The following is a 19,213-nucleotide window of genomic DNA, read 5'->3' as shown; positions in this document are numbered from 1 at the left end:
ACAGTACATCAGAATCTGTATCGTCGACTAGCTGATGCGCCTCGGCACCTCGGGGTTGACCGGCGGCGCGACCGGCCGCGGTACCTCGACGGCGTTCTCCTGGATGATGATCGGGTCGCCGACGTTCACCGTGTCGAAGTACCACTCGGCGTCCTCGGTGCTCAGGCCGACGCACCCGTGGCTGACGTTCTCGAATCCGAGCGAGTTGACCGCCCACGGCGCCGAGTGCACGAAGAGTCCGCGACCGGTGAAGCGGACGGCGTACTCGACGTCCAGGAGGTATCCGTCGGGTGCGTCGACGGGGATGCCCACGCTGCTGGAGTCCATCACGACGTCGCGCTCCTTTGCGAGCACCGTGTACGTGCCGATCGGCGTCGGGTACTGCGGTCGGCCCATCGACGCGGGGAACACGCCCTGTTCGCCGAAGCGGGGGCGGTGATGTGGCGCCGGCAGCGGCGGTCCCGCCTCCAGCCCGTCGATCGTCACGGTGAACGTGTGCTCGGAGATGTTGGCGGTGCCGATGACGGCGGGGCCCGTCTTGAGCGTGGTGGTCCGACTGCCCACCGCGAGCGCGACCGTGCTGTGCGCGGGCCAGAACCGGTCGGGAGCCCACTGCACCACGTCGTCGCCCTGCCACTCGAACGTGCCCGTCATCGGGGGATCGGTCCTGATGGCGAGGGCCCGCTCCGCGGCGGCCCGATCGGACACCGGCGCCTCGAAGGTCACCACCACGGGATGCGCCACGCCCACCACCAGGTCGGGAGCGGGTGACACGGACGCGACGGCGTACTCGGACGTCCGGTTCGCCGCGGCGAGACTGACCTCGACCGGGGCCGCCGCCACGCTGACGGCGGTCATCACCACCGTGAGAAAACACCGAACGACCGTCCGCATGGCTCCTGCTCCTGGTGCGACGGCGACATCGCCGTGATGTGGGTGTTACTGCGAAAGATCGTGTGTTTCAGAATCGTTCGCCCGAAGCGCGGGCCGGCACGGCGATGGATCATCGCGGGTGCCGGCCCGCGTCCGGGAGACTGACCGGCTACGGTCAGCGCGTGGGGCCGGGCATGGTCGGCTGCCCGGCCACCGGGGCTCCGGCCGGCGGCGGACCCGTGGGCGCGCCCTTGCCGCCGAAGGTCCCGGACATGTCCACCAGCGGGGCCACGACGGGTCCGCCGACCGGCACCGGTGCGCCCACGGGAACCGGCGGCACACCCACCGGAACGGGAGGCACTCCGACGGGGACGGGCGGTACGCCCACCGGAACCGGCGGCACGCCAACGGGAACCGGCGGCACACCCACCGGGACCGGCGGCACGCCGACGGGGACGGGCGGCACGATCGCGGGAGGCGGACCGGGGAAGGCCATGGGCACGCCACCGGACATGTCGGTCAGCGGAGCGCAGGCCGCTCCCCCGCCCGCAGCGCCGGCGCCCGTGGCGGCCGGCGCGCCCACCTCACCCGAGGAGGTCTGCAGGCACTCGTACCCACCCGTCATGAACGGCGTGGCCGCGGCGACCGGGCTCAACGCCACGGTCAGGCCGCACACTCCAGCGATCACGATCGCCTTGATGCTGGATCGACTCGACATCGACATCAACGTCACTTTCCTTCCTTCGTGCACCAGCCAGTGCTCAACTGGTGCAGCCAATCCAGCTGTACCCAAGTCGTACCTGACAACCGAAACAATTGACGGCCGGATCAATTGGGCCAGAGCTGACCGTCGATCCGCGACGCGCCGCACCGCATCGTGTCCAAATGGTGACGTTCACAACGTTTTACGGCCAGATGGTCGAGTGACCCGCTGCGCAACCGTGATTCAACGGAGATGATGCGGCGTGGATCGTGTGCCGATCAGCCTGATGGCGGTCGCGACATGGTCACGGCTTCGCGTCGGTCGCGCATCGCCGATCCCCGAGGCCACGGTTGCTGGCTAACGTCGGATCGATCGAGTGGACGTCACCGCGTCGTCCCCGTCGCCGAAGGTGGGACATGACGCCGCGTCTGCGCATCGCATCCGTTCCGATGGCGATGGTGGCGGTCCTCGGCCTGACCCTCCCCGTCGCGATCGCGCCGCTCGCAGACGCCGAGCCGTGCGAGGGCGCCGCCGCTGCGGCGCAACCGCCTCCCGGTGTGGGCGTGGAGATCCCGAGCCCGTCCAAGCTGCCGGCGTTCGGAAGCCGCCCCACCGGACACCGACCTGCCGGCGCCAACGACGAGGCTCCCAAGCCCCGTCTGGGCCAGCTGCCGTTGGCGATCCTCAAGGCGCTGACCCCGCCGCAGACCGGCCAGGTGCGCCAGCAGGCAGCCGTCGTGCCCTCCCCGGGGCCCGGTGCGTCGAGCCAGTCCCCGGCCGCTCAGCAGGTCCCCGCCGCGCAGCCCGTCGCGCCGGCAGCCGCCGCGGCACCGGTGCCTGCGGCACCACCGGGCACCGCCCTCGTCGGCTGGGTCACCGGCCCGGACAGCCCGGGCGACACCATCGGGCGGTTCGGCATCACCGGAACCGACCTCGGAATCATGTGGGACAACGGGGATCCGGCCAACAACCAGGTTCTGGTCGCCTTCGGGGACACCTACGGGTACTGCGGGATCCCCGGCGACCAGTGGCGGTACAACGCACTGTTCCGCACGCAGGACCGTCAGCTCGCCCGTGGCATCGAGGTCGGTCCGGGCGCGGTGGGCAATGCCTACTCCGGATCGCCGGTGTGGCGCCCCAACCTCTCCAAGCAGATCATCAACAGCATCGACTACGCCCCGCAGGAGAAGGGCATCATCCCGACCGCCGGCGTGGCGGTGGGCAAGACCCAGTACCTGAACTTCATGTCGATCAAGAACTGGGACAGCAACGGCGCGTGGACCACCAACTTCTCGGCTGTCGCCGCGTCCACCGACAACGGCGAGCACTGGGGTGTCTATCCCGGCACGGTCCGCACCCCGGGCGCCGGCAACGAGAAGTTCCAGCAGGGCGCGTTCCTGCGGCCCGGCCCCGGCGACCCCTATCTCTACTCGTTCGGAACACCGGCGGGCAGAAGCGGATCGGCGTTCGTCTCGCGCGTCCAGCCCGGGCTGGTGCCCGACCTCACCCGGTACGAGTACTGGAACGCCGACGGCCAGACCTGGGTACCGGCCAACCCCGCGGCGGCGACGCCGGCGGTGCCCGGCCCGGTCGGCGAACTCTCCGTGCAGTACAACACCTATCTCAAGCAGTACCTGATGCTGTATTGCAACGGCGCCAACGACGTCGTCATGCGCACGGCACCCTCGCCGCAGGGACCGTGGGCGCCCGAGCAGATGCTGGTCCGGTCCACCGACATCCCCGGCGGCATCTATGCGCCGTTCCTGCATCCGTGGTCGGTGGGCAAGGAGCTGTACTACAACCTCTCGCTGTGGTCGGCCTACAACGTCATGCTGATGAAGACGGTTCTGCCGTAGTCGATCACCCGAGGCGCAGCGACGACGACGGCAGCGACTCCACACCGTCGCGGGCGAAGCCGGACCACAGGGCGCGCATCCGCGAGCCCAGGTGGTCGTCGAGCCGGCGCGTCGGGCCCAGCATCGGCGCATTCGCCCATGCCCCAGGCGATCCGAGCAGGTAGGGCAATTCGATGCAGTGGCACGCGCCGAACGGCGCGTCGGGTGGCGCCCAGTCGAAGCGGTAGGTGGCCGCCCGGCCTCCCCCCGACCGCCATCTCCCGACGAATGCTTCGACGGCTCGGCCGAACACCCGGCTCGTCATCGGACCGGTCGCGGCGCGGATCACGCTCCGCTGCAGGGGTTTCAGGCGACCGAGGGCAGCCACCCTCGGGTTCATCGCGACGAAGGGGGACGCATCGTCGCGCGTGTGCCCGATCAGCAGCTCGACCCGCCGGGCCGCATCGGCGATCCGCTCGGGCAGATCGGCCGCGGATGGCAGGGAGGCGCGGCCGAGGGTCGGCGCGAACGCCATGCCGCCCAGCAGGCCGAAGTCGCGCGCGGCCAGCACGGCCGCCCCCTCGGCCGCCAATAGCCGGGTCGGGGTCGCCGCTCGCGGATCCTCCCCGGCCAGCGCGCGCGCCATCGCGGCACGCATCGCGTCGGACATCCGGCCGCGCCCCTCGACCACGTCCGCGTTTCCGCTGGCGATGCCGAGCGGGGCGCTCTGCACGATGGCACGGTGGAAGAGGCCCTCGGTCTCGTCGCTCAGCATCAGCGCGATGACGGAGTCGCCACCGGCGGACTGCCCGAAGACCGTGACGTTCGCCGGGTCGCCACCGAAGGCGGCCGCGTTGTCGCGGACCCATCGCAGGGCGAGGATCTGATCGCGCAGCCCGACGTTGTCCGCGCCGTCCGCGTCCGGCGGCGCCAGGTACCCGAAGATGCCGAGTCGGTAGGTGACGGTGACGACCACGACGCCCCCCTGCGCGGCCAGCAGCGTCGGGTCGTACTTCGCGGACTCGCCGCCACCGGCGACGTACGCGCCGCCGTGGAACCACACCATGACGGGGAGTCCGGTGGCGTCCCGGGGTGCGGTCACCGACAGCACCAGGCAGTCCTCGTGGAACGTCAGTCCCGTCAGCACCGGGCCGGTGACGAAGTCGAGACGGCCCGGCCGCTGAGGGCAGGCCGGACCGGGAACCGTCGCGTCACGGGGCGTCGTCCACGGCGTGGGGGGCACCGCGGCGTCGAAGCGCGTCGCCGAGCCGTAGGGGATCCCGCGAGCCCGGATCACGCCGTCCGAGGCTTCGACCTCGAGGGGACCGGCGCCAATCGTCAGCTGCACGGCACGAACGTACCGGGCCGGCTCAGCGGTAGTAGACCTCGTCGCCGCTCGGGTAGCCGCCGCCGGTCGTGGTGACGTGGACGTGGTCGTAGTGACCGGCGCCGCCGCCGGACGGCCCGCTCGGCGTGAAGTACGTCCCGCGCCAGATGGCGTCCTGCATGCCGAACCGCTTGGCGTTCTTGATGACGAAGCGGACGATCTCGTTGCCGAGTGCGATCCCCGACGAGGAACCGGCGTTCGGGATCATCACGTCGAGTGCCAGCCCGTTCGGATGCCACGGCAGGGCATCCGCCCGGACGCCGCCGATGGAGTCGATCTCGGGGAAGGCTGCACTGATCGCGCGGGCGGCCAGGATGGTCTTGACCTGCAGACCGGACTCCGGGGCCACGCCTGCGGGCAGGGGCTTGGGGATCTGGGCCGCGACGCGCCACCGCGACGCCGACACCAGCTGATTGGTGGCGCCCGGAGTGCCGGGGAACGCGACCGTGGACGCCGGCGAGAAGACGTCCGGTGCGGGGACGATCTCCATGCAGCAGGGTGCGGTCACCGCGGCGGCTGCGACGGTCTGGGTGTCGACCATGGCGGGGCGGGGCTCGACGTCGCCGGCGGAGGCGATCAGCACCGCGACCGGCCCGAGGACGGCAGCGCACAGCACCAGCGACGTACGCCGGCTACTGGCTAATTCATGTCGACCCACAGCAGGCACCCTACGTGCGAATTGGCGGCCCATCGGCAAATTGCGATATCGAACCGTTGGTCAGTCGTTACAGGTTCGTGATCATGCCAGCCCACACGGTGGCGCGCAACCGTGTCATCCAGTGTCCGCCCTGCTCAGGGCGACGCGCGTGGACGAGGGAGGCTAGGCGGAGGCCCGCTCGGCGGGCTGCCACTGCGGGCGCATCCGGATCCGCCGGATCGTGGCCGCGCGGCCTTCCGAGCGCGTACCGACCAGCGCGATCGCCCGCCGCGGCTGCGCGCTGCGACGAGCCTGGGCCATTTCGCGGAAGATCGCCGCGACCTGGTCGGGTTCGCCGTGCACGGTGAACGTCCGGCGGTCCCACCACATCATCTTGGTCTCGTAGCGCTCGTCGGGGTACGGCGTCGCGGGAACGGAGGCGACCACGCCGCCCGAGGAACGCCACTGGTCGAGGATGTGGGCCGCCGAGGTGGCCATGCAGAAGTTGATGTCGAAGATGGCCATCGCGTGGAAGCCGCTCCGCGCGATCATCTTCGCGCGGTGCCGGGTGCCGCCGGGCTCCTTGGCCAGCCAGGCGGCCTTCATCTCCAGGACGCCGAGCGGGATCCGCGCCTCGATCATCTGGCGCACCTGGCTCGCACCGGCGTTGCCCGCCCACTCCACGATGGCGTGCGACTCCTCGGGTTCACGCAGCGGACCCTTGGCGCGCACGCCCCCGACCACGACGCCGTCGACGTCGGTCAGTGCCCAGAACAACGCCGTGTCGTCGGCGCACCGGGACGGGTCGGGGTCCAGCGCATCGGCGACTCCGAAGCGCGCGTAGCTCGCCACCGCCCCGCGGTGGTATGCGGCGAACAGCTCGGGTTCGGCGGCCGGGGTGGCCATCACCATCGTGCACTCGGCGATCGGATCCCAGCACGCGACCCTGGTGAAGTCGCCCAGCATGGGTTGGGCCGTTGCAATGCCGACTGGTGCCACCTTTGTGCCGCCCCTTCACTCTGTCGCCAACCAATTTCGTCGTCGGCGTTCGGTTATAGCAATACCATACGTTTAGTATTTTTAGCTATCTAGCAGCGCTTTCATCCTGGCGTGTCGTGTATAGCAACATATGTAGCTGTTGACGTAAGAGAAATTTGCGGCAGCCCTGGTGCGGGTCGGCGACACCGCCGCAGACCGTGTCCGGCCAGCGAATGGTGATCGCCGAGACTCGGGGCGGGAGGATGGGCCTCGATTGCACGAAATACGTTGCCAGACAACATATTCGGAAGGCCGGTCACCGGCCGGGGCCCCGCCGGGCCGGCCGACGCGAGCAACGGACACTCGATACGGTGGCGACGCACCGCGCACGGCCCATCGGGGATCGCCCAGTCGGGAAGCCATCGTTGCTGAGTCGCGCAACCCCGCCGACGCCCCACCGACGACCCGCCCGGCGGGCGGAATTGCGTTAGGAGACAACGGGAACACAACCAGCAGACGAAGAACCAGCGAAGAATCGACACGAGCGCTAATAGGAGCCGACTGAGCCACGGACACGACGAGGTGTCCTTGACCTCAGCTCAATCAGGTAATGTCGTGCATTCCAGTCGCAACGGTTCACACATTGGGCAAACTTCCGGGCATCCGCGACTGATGTCCGCAGCAAACCATCCAGGCGGTCGGAGCGCAGCATCGCGTGTCGGGGAACGGTGATGACGGGTTCGGTGTTCGGGATCACACGATGAGACACCGGGAACGGTTCGTCGGCGACGACGACCCAGGTACGGGTCCCGTCGCGATGGACGCAACCCTCGATTGGCTACCTCACCACGTCGGATCCAACGGCTCGTCGGCCACCGGGCACGTCCCCCCGGTCGCGGCGCCCCCTGCCCCGTTCGCGCAAATCCTCGACCACAGTCCCGACGCGATCTGCATCCACCAGGACGGCCGCTTCGTCTACTTCAACGCGGTGGCAGTGCGCTGGCTCGGCGCCCGTTCGAGCGCGGAACTCCTGGGCCACGCGGTCTCCCGCTTCGTCCACGCGCGGTCCATTCCGCTGGTACTCGCGCGCACCGCGACGCTGCACAGGCCCGGTGACGCGACACCCGGCCTGCGGGCCACGGTGGTCCGCGTCGACGGCACGGAACTGCACGTCGAGGCGCTCTCGGTGATGACCGAATGGCACGGCGCCGTCGCCTACCAACTCATCCTGCGCGACCTCAGCGAGCACCGGGCGTCCCACGATGCGCTCGCCCACCGGGCCGCCCTCGTCGACAATGCCGGCGACGCCGTCATCTCGATCACCCGCTCGGGGATGGTGACGAGCTGGAACCGGGCTGCGGAGCGCATCTACCGCCGACCCGCGCACCGGGCGCTCGCGCTGCCGATCGACGTCGCCGTCGGCGCGACCGTCGACCTCGCCGCGAGTACCGCGGGCGACGGCGTCACGCACGCCACCCACTACGCCCTGGACGGGTCGTCCCGCACGATCCGGGTGTCGGCCACCGCCTATGACGGCGGCTACGTCCTGGTCTGCTCCGACGAGTCGACCCTGCGCCGTGCCGCACGCAATCTCCGCACGGTGGTCAACACCCTGCAGGTCGGCGTCGTCGTCGTCGACCAGAACGGATGGCTGCTGACCGTCAACCCCGCCGCGCGCCAGATCATCGGGCTCGACTCCGGGCGGATCCGCGCCGAGCACGGCGAACGCTTCCGCGACGTGCCCGTCTACGACGCCGACGGCGTCCTGCTGCGCCCCACCGAACGACCGGTGCGCAAGACGTTCGACACCGGGCTCCCGACGATGGGCCGCATCGTGGGGATGGACCGGCCCGACGGACGCCGGATGTGGTTGTCGCTCAGTTGCCAGTTACTGCACCCCGATGCGCACGAGCACTCCCCCGTGCTGGTGTCGTTCACCGACGTCACGTCGCAGCGCGCAGCCACCGAACACCTGGTCTTCCAGGCGGCGCACGACGCACTGACCGGTCTGCCCAACCGCACGCACATCCTCGAGACCATCGACGCCCTGCACCGCGAGTCTGGCGTGCTGCGCGCGGTCCTCTTCATCGACCTCGACGACCTCAAGACGGTCAACGACACCTTCGGCCACGACGTCGGCGATCTCGTCCTGCAGGCAACCGCCGCCCGACTCTGCCGAGCCGTCCGCACCAACGACATCGTCGGCAGACTCGCGGGCGACGAGTTCGTCGCCCTGCTCGTCGGCGACCTGCAGAACGGTGCGCTGGACAGGTTCGTCGACCGGATCCGGCGCGTCCTCTCCGAACCCCTGGAGATCCCCGGCGGCACCCTTCAGCTGGGCGCCAGCATCGGCGTCATCGACACCCACGCCGACGACACGCGGGACGCGGCGACGCTGCTCCGCGACGCGGACGTCGCCATGTACGCGGCCAAGGCCACCGGTCGTCAGGTCAGCGTGTTCGCGCGGCACTGAGCGCGCTTCTGGCAAGCTGCCACCCGTGGTTCCGGTCGAGGAGTGGCTTAGGGAGCAGTGCGCCGACTACGGCTGGGGGCTCGGCGGCGTCTTCCGCGGCAAGGGCGACCACACCTGGCCGCTGATCGCCCACGACGCCGAGGACCTCGAGGCGCAACTGGTGGCCGGCGGGCACATCCTGCCGCTGCCCAAGGAACCCGCCGCACTGGCCAACGTGCTCGAGGTGGGCATCGTCAGCTTCCTGATGGATCGCGCCGACGACCTCGCCGGAGCCGCCTCGGCGCGCGGCACCGAACGCGGCTACCCGGACGTCGAGCTGAGCGGTGACGCGTTCGGAGGCGGTTTCCACGCCGTCGACATCAAGGTCGCCAGACGAGCGGTGGGCGCGAGGGGGAACCCGCTCGGCCGCACGCAGAGCCGCATCACCCTCTACACCGGCAACACCTACTTCCGGCATCCGAAGATCTCGTTTCCCGGCGTGATGCGCCCCTTCGCCGAGTACGCGTCGCATCTCGACGTGCTCGGCATCTACACCCTCGACGAGACGACCCCCGGGCGCGTCGCCGACCTCGAACTGATCGTGCAGCAGCCCTGGAAGATCGCCAGCAGACACCGCTCGTCGACCACCCGCGAGTACATCGGCGCGGTCGACAAGATCGCCGATCTGCGCGCCGGCAGGGGCGAGTTCGACACCGAGTCGGAGTTCTACGCCTTCTGGCGCCGGTTCCCGTTCAAGACCGCGCGGGCGGTCGAACTGCTCCTGGCCAAGGAACTCGACAGATAGGCCCGCGCGGGGCCGCGCAGCCGCGATTCGTCGGTGCTTCGTGGGATGCTCTTGAACCATGGCGAGCAGCAAGGGAACGGCGATCTCGTTGTTCTCGGGCGCCGGCGGTCTCGACCACGGCGCGGAGGCTGCCGGATTCGACGTCCGAGCCGCCGTGGAGCGCAACCGCGACGCGGCGCTCACCATGGAGAAGAACTTCCCCAGGCTCGCCTCGCCGGTCATCCAGAAGGACATCCTCGAGACCAGTACCGCCGAGATCCTGCGCGCCGCCGGCTTGCGCCGCGGGCAGCGCCCGGACCTCCTGCTCGGCGGTCCGCCCTGCACGCCGTTCTCCAAGAGCGGGTTCTGGCTGGAGTGGAAGCGCTCCGGCCTCGATCCGGACGCCACGCTGCTGCAGGAGTACACCCGGGTGCTGCGCGAGGCACGACCGCGCGCCTTCGTGCTGGAGAACGTCTACGCGCTGACCTACGACAACCGCGCCAGCCGCCCCGCGCTGCAACGGCTGCTGCGCGAGATCGACGAGGCCGGCTACGCCTATCACATGGGCGTTCTGCACGCCGCCAACTTCGGTGTGCCGCAGGCGCGTCCGCGGCTGTTCATCGTGGGAGCGCCCAAGGGCAGGCCGACTCCCGAACTGCCGGTGCCGACCCACGGGGGCAGCTGGGAGCGACGGTCAACGGGCAATCGGGAGCGCCCGTTCGTCACGGCCGGCGAGGCACTCGAGGGCCTGGTGTGCGACCCGGAGCCCGAGGAGGTGCTGCGCGGGCAGTACGCCCCGCTGCTCGCCGACATCCCACCCGGCGGGAACTACCTGCACTACACCGCCGAGCGGGGGCATCCCGCGCCCCGTTTCGAGTGGCGCAGCCGGTACTGGTCCTTTTTGCTGAAGCTCGACCCAGCCAAGCCCTCGCCCACCATCCAGGCGCAGCCCGGTCCCAACGTCGGCCCCTTCCACTGGGCCAACCGACGACTGCGTACCGCCGAGGTGAAGCGGCTGTTCACCTTCCCCGATGACTTCGAACTCGTCGGCAGCCGCGCGAGCGTACAGGCACAGCTGGGGAATTCGGTCCCTCCCCTACTCGCACGTCAAATCTTCGTTTCGGTCAAACGTTCGCTGCGCGCCTGATTTTCCTGCGAACACGCCGTTGTTCCGGAATGTTCGAGTTGCCCTGCGCCGGATTTCGGTAAAGATGCTCTGCGGACACGTCGACTGGCGTACAGCTTGATTTCACCGACCGGACTGCCCCCGGTCGATCGAAGGAGACTCGATGAAGATGCTCGGAAAGGTCGCGGCCGCATCCTGCGCCACCGTTCTGACCTTGGCGGTAGCGGCCTGCGGCGGTGACTCCGGCGGCGGCGGCTCGGCCTCCGGCTCCGGCTCCGGCGGCGACATCCAGGTGACCATGACGTCGTTCCCGGACTACGTCGACCCGCAGCTGTCGTACACCGTCGAGGGGTGGGAGACGCTGTACAACGTCTACACGCCGCTGCTCACCTACAAGCACGCGAAGGGCGAAGAGGGCACCCAGGTCGTGGCCGGCCTCGCCGAGGCCATGCCCGAGGTGTCGCCGGACGGCAAGACCTACAAGCTGAAGCTGCGGTCGAACATGAAGTACTCCGACGGCTCGCCGATCAAGGCGTCTGACTTCACCTACGCCATCCAGCGCCTGTTCAAGGCCAACTCCGGTGGGTCGGTGTTCTACGAGACCATCGTCGGCGCCAAGGAATACGCCGGCGGCACCGCGGACACGATCAGCGGCATCGTCACCGACGACGCGACCGGCGACATCACCATCACGCTGACGGAGGCCAACGGCACGTTCGAGAACGTGCTGGCACTCATGTTCGCCGCGCCGGTGCCGCCGTCGACGCCGATCGACAAGGACGCGACCAACAGTCCGCCACCGTCCAGCGGGCCCTTCATGATCAGCAGCGTGCAGGCGCCGCAGACCATGACGATGGAGCGCAACCCCAACTTCTCGACCGTGAAGGACGCCGGCGCAACGGAAGTCGCCGATGCGAACGTCGACAAGATCACCATCACCCAGAACAAGAGCAACACCGCCCAGGTGACCGGCGTCGAGCAGAACGCGATCGACTTCATGGTCGACCCGCCGGGCGCCGACCGGCTCGCCGAGGTCAAGTCGCGGTTCGGCCAGCGGTTCCGGCTCGAGAACTCGATCAACACGTACTACTTCTGGATGAACAACCAGACCGCCCCGTTCAACGACCTGCGGGTGCGCCAGGCGATCAACTACGCCGTCGATCCCGAGGCGCTCAACCGCGTGTTCGGCGGTCGGCTGCACCCGACCCAACAGATCCTGCCGCCGGGAATGCCGGGCTACGAAGAGTTCAAGCTGTACCCCGGCCCCGACCTGAACAAGGCCAAAGCACTGCTCGCCGAGGCCAATCCGGCCGACAAGGACATCACCGTCTGGACCAATGACGAGCCCGACCGCAAGCGGATCGGCGAGTACTACCAGAACCTGCTGACCCAGCTGGGCTTCAACGCCACCCTCAAGGTCATCGCCGGCGACGTGTACTTCACCACGATCGGCAACCAGTCGACGCCCGACCTCGACACCGGATTCGGCAACTGGTATCAGGACTTCCCGCATCCGGACGACTTCTTCCGCCCGCTGCTCAACGGTGCCAGCATCCTGCCGACCAACGGCAACAACTACTCTCGCGCCAGCTACCCGGATCTCGACGCCAAGATGAACGAGCTGCTGCGCAAGCAACTCGAGGATCCGGGCGTCGAGGAGCAGTACGCTGCGCTCGACAAGGCGTACATGGAGCGCGCGGCATGGGCGCCCTACGGGAACGAGCAGTTCGCGACGTTCGTCTCCGAACGGATGGACTTCGATAGGGCCTACAACCATCCCCTGTTCAACCAGGACTACTCTTCGTTCGCCATCAAGTAATGGCGGCGCCGTTCACGGACGTGGAGGTTCCCGACGAGCCGCCACTTCCCGCGGGGATTCCGCCTGCCGAGATCGAGGGGCGTAGCCCCTGGTACCTCGCGGGACTTCGGTTGCGCCGCAACAAGGTCGCGCTCGCATTCGGCGTGCTGTTCGTCGCCATCGTGCTGATATGCCTCGCCGCCCCGCTGTGGGCGGACCACGTGGCCCACACCACGCCCGATGCCAACCACATCACCGACACCATCGAGGTGGACGGCCAGCAGGTCGACATCGTGTCGCCCGACGGCACGCCGATCGGCCCCGGCCTGCGCGGGCAGTACCTGCTGGGCGCCGACCAGAACGGCCGCGACGTGATGGTCCGGCTGCTGTACGGCGGCCGCACGTCGCTGTTCATCGGCGTCGTGGCGGCGGCGATCACCACCGTCATGGCCGTGGTCGTCGGCCTGCTGTGCGGGTACTACCGCGGCTGGATCGACGCGATCCTGTCGCGGGTGATGGACGTCGTGTGGGCCTTCCCGGTACTGCTGCTCGGGATCGCCCTGGGCACGGCGCTGGCGGTGGGCGGGTTCGACGTCGGGTTCATCTCCATCGCCGGCGACTCGGTGTGGATCCCGATCCTGATCATCGGCATGGTGTACGTCCCGTACATGGCCAGGCCCATCCGCGGCGAGATCCTCGCGCTGCGGGAGAAGGAGTTCGTGGAGGCCGCCGTGGCGCAGGGCAAGGGCCCGCTGCGGATCATGATCACCGAGCTGCTGCCCAACGTGGTCTCGACGATCATCGTGTTCTTCACCCTGAACATCGCGAACGACATGCTGCTCGAGTCGGCGCTGTCGTTCCTGGGTGCGGGAGTCCGGCCGCCGGGCGCGTCGTGGGGCACCATGATCGCCGACGGTTATCAGACCATCTACACCGCGCCGCACCTGACCATCGTCCCCGGCCTCATGATCGTGCTGACGGTGTTGTCGCTCAACGTGTTCGGCGACGGCCTCCGCGACGCGCTCGATCCGCGCGCCAAGATCCGACTGGAGCACTAGCCCGATGTTCCGCTTCATCGCCCGGCGATTGACCGGGATGATCGCCGTGCTGTTCGCCATCTCGGTGATCGTGTTCCTGATCTTCAACGTGATCCCGAACTCGAACCCCGCGATCCGGATCGCGGGCAAGAACGCCAACCCCGAACTGATCGCCCGCGTCAGCGCCGATCTCGGTCTCGACCAACCGCTGCCGGTGCAGTACGCGACGCTGATGCAGAAGATCTTCACCGGTCAGTTGACGTCGTACGCGAGTTCGCAGAACGTCACCGAGCAGATCTGGCGCGGCCTGCCCGCCACCCTCTCGCTGACCGTCGGCGCTGCGGTGCTGTGGATGGTGCTGGCCGTGGTGTTCGGCTACCTGAGCGCCATCCACGCCGGCCGCTTCACCGACCGTGCACTGACCATCCTGTCGCTGGTGGGCATCTCGATGCCGGTGTTCTGGCTGGCCGCGATCCTGCTCTACTTCTTCACGTTCAAGCTGCAGATCTTTCCGACCAGCAGCTACGTCCCGCTGACCACCGACCCGCTGCAGTGGGCGTCGCACCTGATCCTGCCGTGGCTGACGCTGGCGGTGCTCTACGTCGGCTTCTACAGCCGGGTGCTGCGATCCAACATGCTGGACGTGATGAACGAGGACTACGTCCGCACCGCGCGCGCCAAGGGCGTCAGCGAGCGGCAGGTGCGCATCCGGCACGTGTTGCGCAACTCCATGATCCCGATCGTCACGCTGTTCGGCCTCGACTTCGGCGCCGTGGTGGGCGGCGGTGCGATCCTGACCGAGACGGTGTTCAACATCAACGGCGTCGGCCTGTACGCCGGCCGTGCCATCGGCAGCCTCGACCTGCCACCCCTGATGGGCGTGACCATGTTCGGCGCGTTCTTCATCGTGTTCTTCAATACGGTCGTCGACATCCTCTACGCGTTCCTCGACCCACGCATCCGGCTCGGAGAGGCGGCACCCGCATGATTCTGGAAGTGGAGGACCTTCGCGTCTCCTTCGCCACGGACGGCGGCGTCGTCCAGGCCGTCGACGGCGTCTCGTTCAGCCTCGCCGCGGGCGAGATCCTGGCCATCGTCGGCGAATCCGGCTCCGGCAAGAGCGTGACGGCGCAGACCGTGCTGGGCCTGACGCGCGCGCCGAACGCCACCATCACCGGCGCGGTCAGATTCGACGGCCGCGACCTCACCGACCTCGACGATCGCGACCTGCGCCAGGTGCGCGGCGAGCGGATCGCGATGATCTTCCAGGACCCGATGACGTCGCTCAACCCCGTCTACCGGGTGGGCGATCAGATCGTGGAGATGATCCGGGCGCACCGCGACGTGTCGAAGCGCGAGGCCCGCGAGCGCGCCGTCGAGCTGCTGACGTCCGTCGGCATCCCCAATCCCGAACGGCGCGTGCGGCACTACCCGCACGAGTTCTCCGGCGGGATGCGCCAGCGCGTGATGATCGCGATGGCGCTCGCCCTGGACCCCGACGTGCTGATCGCCGACGAGCCGACCACGGCGCTCGACGTCACCGTGCAGGCCCAGATCCTGCGCCTGCTCGACCAGTTGAACCGGGAACGCGGGCTGGCCGTCGTGCTCATCACCCACGACCTCGGCGTCGTCGCCGAGATCGCCGACCGGGTGGCCGTGATGTACGCCGGGCAGATCGTCGAGGACGCCACCCTGGAGGACGCCTTCTACGATCCCCGGCACCCGTACACCTGGGGTCTGCTCGGGTCGATCGCGCGTCTCGACGACGACCGTCCGACGCGGCTGGCACAGATCGCCGGTCAGCCGCCGTCCCTGCTGTCCCCGCCGACGGGGTGCCGGTTCGCGGCGAGGTGTCCGCACGAGTTCGAGAAGTGCTCGGAACCGCCACCGTTGGACGGTGACCGGTGCTGGCTGTCACCGGAGGACAAGCGCCGCCTGCGCGACGTCGACGGCCGCATCGGCCTGCGGGCACCGGCGGTGACGTCGTGAGCACGCCGGTGACCGCCCCGCTGCTCGAGGTGACCGATCTGGTCAAGCACTTCCCCATCAAGTCGGGCGTCATCGTCGACCGCGAGGTGGGCCGGGTGAAGGCGGTCGACGGCGTGAACCTGACCATCGGCGCGGGCGAGACGCTGGGCCTCGTCGGCGAATCGGGTTGTGGCAAGTCGACGTTGAGCCGCACGATCCTGCAGCTGACCACGCCGACGTCCGGTTCGGTCCGCTTCGAGGGCGAGGAGCTGGTCGGGCGGTCGCGCCGCGCCATGCGCCCCCTGCGGCGCCAGATGCAGATGATCTTCCAGGACCCCTACGCGTCGCTGAACCCCCGCAAGCGGGTCGGGCAGATCATCGGCGAGCCCATGGAACTGCACGGCATCGCGTCGGGCCGGGACGTCGCCGGACGCGTCCGGGACCTGCTCGACCGGGTCGGGTTGCAGGCCGAGCACGCCGAGCGCTACCCGCACGAGTTCTCCGGCGGCCAGCGGCAGCGCATCGGGATCGCCCGCGCGCTCGCGCTCAAGCCCAAGCTGATCATCGCCGACGAGCCGGTCTCGGCGCTCGACGTCTCGGTGCAGGCACAGATCATCAACCTGCTCAAGGACCTGCAGCAGGAGTTCGGGCTCGCGTACCTCTTCGTCGCGCACGACCTGGGCGTGGTCCGTCACGTCTCGGACCGCGTCGCGGTGATGTACCTGGGCCGGATCGTCGAGATGACCGGCGCGCAGGCGCTCTACGAGCATCCGCTGCACCCGTACTCGCACGCACTGCTGTCGGCGGTGCCGGTGCCGGACCCGCGGATCAACGCCGCCCGCGAGCGGCTGGTCCTCGAGGGCGACCCGCCGAGCCCCATCGACCCGCCGGCCGGGTGTCACTTCCACACCCGCTGTCCCCGGGCCGCCGATGACTGCCGGGTCGACGACCCGGCGCTACGCGAAATAATGCCGAATCACGTTGCCGCGTGCCATCATCCGCTGATGGGCGCTGGCGCGGTGTGACGGCTCAGCCCGCGGCCTTGGCGGCGGCCTTGGCCGCGGCCTTGATGGTCTTCGCCTCGGGACTCGCGGCGGAGTAGCCGGGTGCCTTGGAGTTCGCGGCGCCGGCGTCGCAGTTCAACGACACCAGCACCTGCTTGACCGCCGCCCCCGCACTGTTCTCCGGTGGCGGTTCGGTGCGCTCCCGTTCGTTCGACACCAGGCAGTCGGGCCAGGCCTTCTGATCGCCCACGGTCGTCGCGACGACGGCCTGCATGCCGGCACCGCTGATGGCCGCGGTGGCCTCGCTGTACTTCTTGCCCGTGACAGACGGGGCGGACGCCTGCGCGACGCCCGATCCCAGGGTCAGCGCCGCGGCAGCGGCGGTCACCGCGCACGTCAGCGCCCACGCGGGGCGGGCCACGTCAACTCCCGCCCTTGAGCGGAGGCACGGCCTTCTCGACCTCCGGGGTGGGTGCGGGCGTGGTCCAGGTGGCGGTCTCGCCCATCTTGGCCGCGCCCACCACCGGTTGCACGTAGACGGTGTTGGTGGGGGCGTCGCCGGACCCCGCCAGCACGTGGGACGAGTCCGTCGTGGTCGTGCTCTCGTGGATTCCGAGGACGGCGAGTGCGACGAGCGCGCACCCACCGGATACTGCCAGCAGTCGGGCGAATGTGCGGTCTGGGCGGGTGTCGTTGTCTTCCATGCTCACCGATGGTGACGCGCGTCCTGCCCGGGACGCTGGATCCCCGCTGTGACGTTGCTAGTAGCCGAACTGCGGCGGCTGTTGGTACACCGGCGGTTGCTGGTAGATCGGCGGCTGCTGATACACCGGCGGGGGCTGCTGGTAGATCGGCGCCGGGGTGGACGGCACCTGGACCGGGATGGGGATCGGCACGAACGGCACCGTGATGTAGCTCGTCGTCATGGTCGGCGTCGGCGACGTCGTGGTGGTCGTCGGGGGTGGCGTGGTCTCGGTGGTGGTCGGCGTCGTGGTGGGCGCCGTCGTCGTGGTGGTCGTGGCGGTCGTCGTGGTCGGCGGGGGCTCGACGGTGACGGTCTCCGGAGGTGGTGGCGGCGGAGGAGGTGCCTCGCTGATCACGGTGACGACGCTGGGCGGGGGCGCCTCCGGCACGGGCGGCGGCACCTCGGCGGCGGGAGGGGCGGCGGGAGGCGGCACCGCGGACGTCGGAGGGGGGAGCGCCGACGTGGCGGTCACCGGAGCGGTGCTGGGTGCCGGCTGGGTGGCCTCGGTCGCGCTGGTCAGGGCGATGGCGACGCCACCGACGGCGACCAGGGCGATCACCGCGGCGACGCCGAACACCAACTGCGGCAACCGTTGCCACGCACGTGGCCGGTCGTCGTAGGGATCGGCGCGGGGGACGTACTGCGACACCGCGCGGGTGGTGCCCGTGTCGAGCGAGTACGGATTCGCACCGGCGTACGGGTTGCCCCCGGCGTAGGGCAGGGGTTCGCCGGAGGCGTCGTCGTCCTGCGACCAGGCGAGCGCGCGGAAGGTGGCCGAGCCCGGCGCCGCCTCGTCGATCGCCTCGGTGGTGAACGCGGCCTGCGCCACCCCGGTCTGCGCGGCGGAGTCGGTCGCAAAGGCGGCGTACACGGCGGCACCCACCGCGGCGTCCTCGGCGGGCTGCTGCGTGGTCACCGACTGCGCCCGGCGGTCCGCGAGACGATCCGCGACCAGGGGGATCACCGCGCCACCGCCGACCGTCACCACAGACGCGAGGTCGTCCCACTCGATCTCGTTGCGCTGCAACAGGTCGTCGAGTTCGGCGAGCATCGTCCCGACGGACTCCGACATGAGTGCGTCGAGTTCGGCGCGCGTGATCGACATCGCCGAGCCGTGCCCGGGCAGGTCGACGGCGATGTCGGTCGACGTCTCCGCAGACAGCCGTTCCTTCGCCCGTCGGCACTCGTCGTGCAGTGCGGACAGCGATCCCACCGCCGCCGTGCCGGAGGGGTCCGTCCCCTCGGCGTCGGTGATCGCGTCGAGGACGTGAGCCATCAGCGCCTCGTCGACGTGATCGCCGGAGAACGCCGCGACGCGCACGGTCTCGATGGGCTCGAACGACGATCCGGCGTCCGCGAGCGTCAGCGTGGTTCCACCGCCGCCGAGGTCCACCAGCGCGATGACGCCCTCGGTGGGCAGCGCGTGGCCGGCGTGCAGCGCGGTCAGGGCGGCGACCGCGTCGGACACCAGCCGGGCGGGCACGCCGTTGGGCGACAGGTTGGGCAGGGCCCGCATCGCCGACCGCAGGGAGCGCAACGTCGCGGCACCCCAGTGCGCCGGCACCGCGATCGCGATCTGGCCCGCGTCGTCGCCGATCAGCTCGTCGAGCGCCTGGGCGATGAGGTCGTCCGCCGAGTGCCGCGATCCGTCCGCCGCGACCAGGGGCACCGATTCGCCCGCGCGCTCCACGAATCCGCCCAGCGTCTGACCCGACACGGTCAGCACCGATCTGCGGATGACGGGTGCACTGCCGACGCGAGCCATGACCATGTTGGTGGTCCCGATCGACAACCCCAGCGGGTCGCTCATAACGGACCCACCATAACCACACGACACCGCGAACAACGTTCGTACGTTTGGCCTTTGACCGACTGTGTCCGTAACG

17 protein-coding genes are annotated in these 19,213 nt (G+C 69.5%); 9 read left to right on the top strand and 8 right to left on the bottom strand.

What is annotated here, in order from left to right:
- Positions 1–27: 27 nt before the first annotated feature.
- On the bottom strand, positions 28–894 hold the full coding sequence (locus AC1MEY_RS26100) for a L,D-transpeptidase (protein ID WP_480228239.1): 867 nt from the start codon (positions 892–894) through the stop codon (positions 28–30).
- 154 nt (positions 895–1,048) lie between these two features.
- On the bottom strand, positions 1,049–1,606 hold the full coding sequence (locus AC1MEY_RS26095; protein WP_480228238.1) for a hypothetical protein: 558 nt from the start codon (positions 1,604–1,606) through the stop codon (positions 1,049–1,051).
- A 386-nt stretch (positions 1,607–1,992) separates the two neighbouring features.
- Here AC1MEY_RS26095 and AC1MEY_RS26090 point away from each other — a divergent pair, with 386 nt between their 5' ends.
- A complete protein-coding gene (locus AC1MEY_RS26090) occupies positions 1,993–3,432 on the top strand; it encodes a DUF4185 domain-containing protein (RefSeq protein WP_480228237.1) in 1,440 nt (479 codons plus the stop codon).
- Positions 3,433–3,436: 4 nt separating this feature from the next.
- On the opposite strand, the gene AC1MEY_RS26085 is transcribed toward AC1MEY_RS26090, so the two are convergent.
- The 3 genes from AC1MEY_RS26085 to AC1MEY_RS26075 all read right to left on the bottom strand — a co-directional run bounded on the left by AC1MEY_RS26085 (position 3,437) and on the right by AC1MEY_RS26075 (position 6,401).
- Positions 3,437–4,759 carry a carboxylesterase family protein gene (locus tag AC1MEY_RS26085; RefSeq protein WP_480228236.1) on the bottom strand — a complete coding sequence of 441 codons (1,323 nt, stop codon included), beginning with the start codon at positions 4,757–4,759 and terminating at the stop codon, positions 3,437–3,439.
- A 22-nt stretch (positions 4,760–4,781) separates the two neighbouring features.
- Positions 4,782–5,456, bottom strand: coding sequence for a VldE C-terminal domain-containing protein (locus AC1MEY_RS26080; RefSeq protein ID WP_480228235.1), 675 nt, complete (start codon positions 5,454–5,456; stop codon positions 4,782–4,784).
- 162 nt (positions 5,457–5,618) lie between these two features.
- A complete protein-coding gene (locus AC1MEY_RS26075; RefSeq protein WP_480228234.1) occupies positions 5,619–6,401 on the bottom strand; it encodes a hypothetical protein in 783 nt (260 codons plus the stop codon).
- A 772-nt stretch (positions 6,402–7,173) separates the two neighbouring features.
- Between AC1MEY_RS26075 and AC1MEY_RS26070 the strand changes: the two genes are divergently transcribed.
- The 8 genes from AC1MEY_RS26070 (at position 7,174) to AC1MEY_RS26035 (ending at position 16,603) form a co-directional block, all read left to right on the top strand.
- The gene (locus tag AC1MEY_RS26070) at positions 7,174–8,886 is read left to right on the top strand and encodes a diguanylate cyclase (RefSeq protein WP_480228233.1); all 1,713 of its coding nucleotides are present in this window, start codon (positions 7,174–7,176) and stop codon (positions 8,884–8,886) included.
- Between the two features lie 25 nt (positions 8,887–8,911).
- Positions 8,912–9,670, top strand: coding sequence for a type II restriction endonuclease (locus AC1MEY_RS26065; protein ID WP_480228232.1), 759 nt, complete (start codon positions 8,912–8,914; stop codon positions 9,668–9,670).
- Positions 9,671–9,728: 58 nt separating this feature from the next.
- Positions 9,729–10,796: a DNA cytosine methyltransferase gene (locus tag AC1MEY_RS26060; protein WP_480228231.1), complete on the top strand. Its 1,068-nt coding sequence runs from the start codon at positions 9,729–9,731 to the stop codon at positions 10,794–10,796.
- A gap of 142 nt (positions 10,797–10,938) precedes the next feature.
- Entirely contained in the window at positions 10,939–12,594 is a 1,656-nt protein-coding gene (locus AC1MEY_RS26055; protein ID WP_480228230.1) for an ABC transporter substrate-binding protein, read from the top strand.
- Positions 12,594–13,631 carry an ABC transporter permease gene (locus AC1MEY_RS26050; protein WP_480228229.1) on the top strand — a complete coding sequence of 346 codons (1,038 nt, stop codon included), beginning with the start codon at positions 12,594–12,596 and terminating at the stop codon, positions 13,629–13,631. Before AC1MEY_RS26055 ends, AC1MEY_RS26050 begins: the two co-directional genes overlap by 1 nt.
- A 4-nt stretch (positions 13,632–13,635) precedes the next feature.
- Entirely contained in the window at positions 13,636–14,598 is a 963-nt protein-coding gene (locus tag AC1MEY_RS26045) for an ABC transporter permease (RefSeq protein ID WP_480228228.1), read from the top strand.
- Positions 14,595–15,599, top strand: coding sequence for an ABC transporter ATP-binding protein (locus tag AC1MEY_RS26040; RefSeq protein WP_480228227.1), 1,005 nt, complete (start codon positions 14,595–14,597; stop codon positions 15,597–15,599). Before AC1MEY_RS26045 ends, AC1MEY_RS26040 begins: the two co-directional genes overlap by 4 nt.
- Positions 15,596–16,603 (top strand): ABC transporter ATP-binding protein, encoded by a 1,008-nt coding sequence (locus tag AC1MEY_RS26035; protein WP_480228226.1) that lies wholly within the window; start codon positions 15,596–15,598, stop codon positions 16,601–16,603. The genes AC1MEY_RS26040 and AC1MEY_RS26035 overlap by 4 nt, the downstream gene beginning before the upstream one ends.
- A gap of 4 nt (positions 16,604–16,607) precedes the next feature.
- Here the strand turns inward: AC1MEY_RS26035 and AC1MEY_RS26030 are convergent, their stop codons facing one another.
- From AC1MEY_RS26030 to AC1MEY_RS26020, 3 genes are read right to left on the bottom strand one after another with little or no spacing between them, the layout of a single operon-like run.
- Entirely contained in the window at positions 16,608–17,003 is a 396-nt protein-coding gene (locus AC1MEY_RS26030) for a hypothetical protein (protein WP_480228225.1), read from the bottom strand.
- A 1-nt stretch (position 17,004) separates the two neighbouring features.
- Complete coding sequence (locus AC1MEY_RS26025) at positions 17,005–17,286, bottom strand: hypothetical protein (protein ID WP_480228224.1); 282 nt, start codon at positions 17,284–17,286, stop codon at positions 17,005–17,007.
- Between the two features lie 57 nt (positions 17,287–17,343).
- Positions 17,344–19,137 (bottom strand): Hsp70 family protein, encoded by a 1,794-nt coding sequence (locus AC1MEY_RS26020; RefSeq protein WP_480228223.1) that lies wholly within the window; start codon positions 19,135–19,137, stop codon positions 17,344–17,346.
- Positions 19,138–19,213 lie beyond the last annotated feature (76 nt).

It is taken from the genome of Mycobacterium sp. PTI7 (assembly GCF_056679845.1).
The sequence above is the reverse complement of the archived record's forward strand: the minus strand, read 5'-3'. Positions and strand labels throughout refer to the sequence as shown.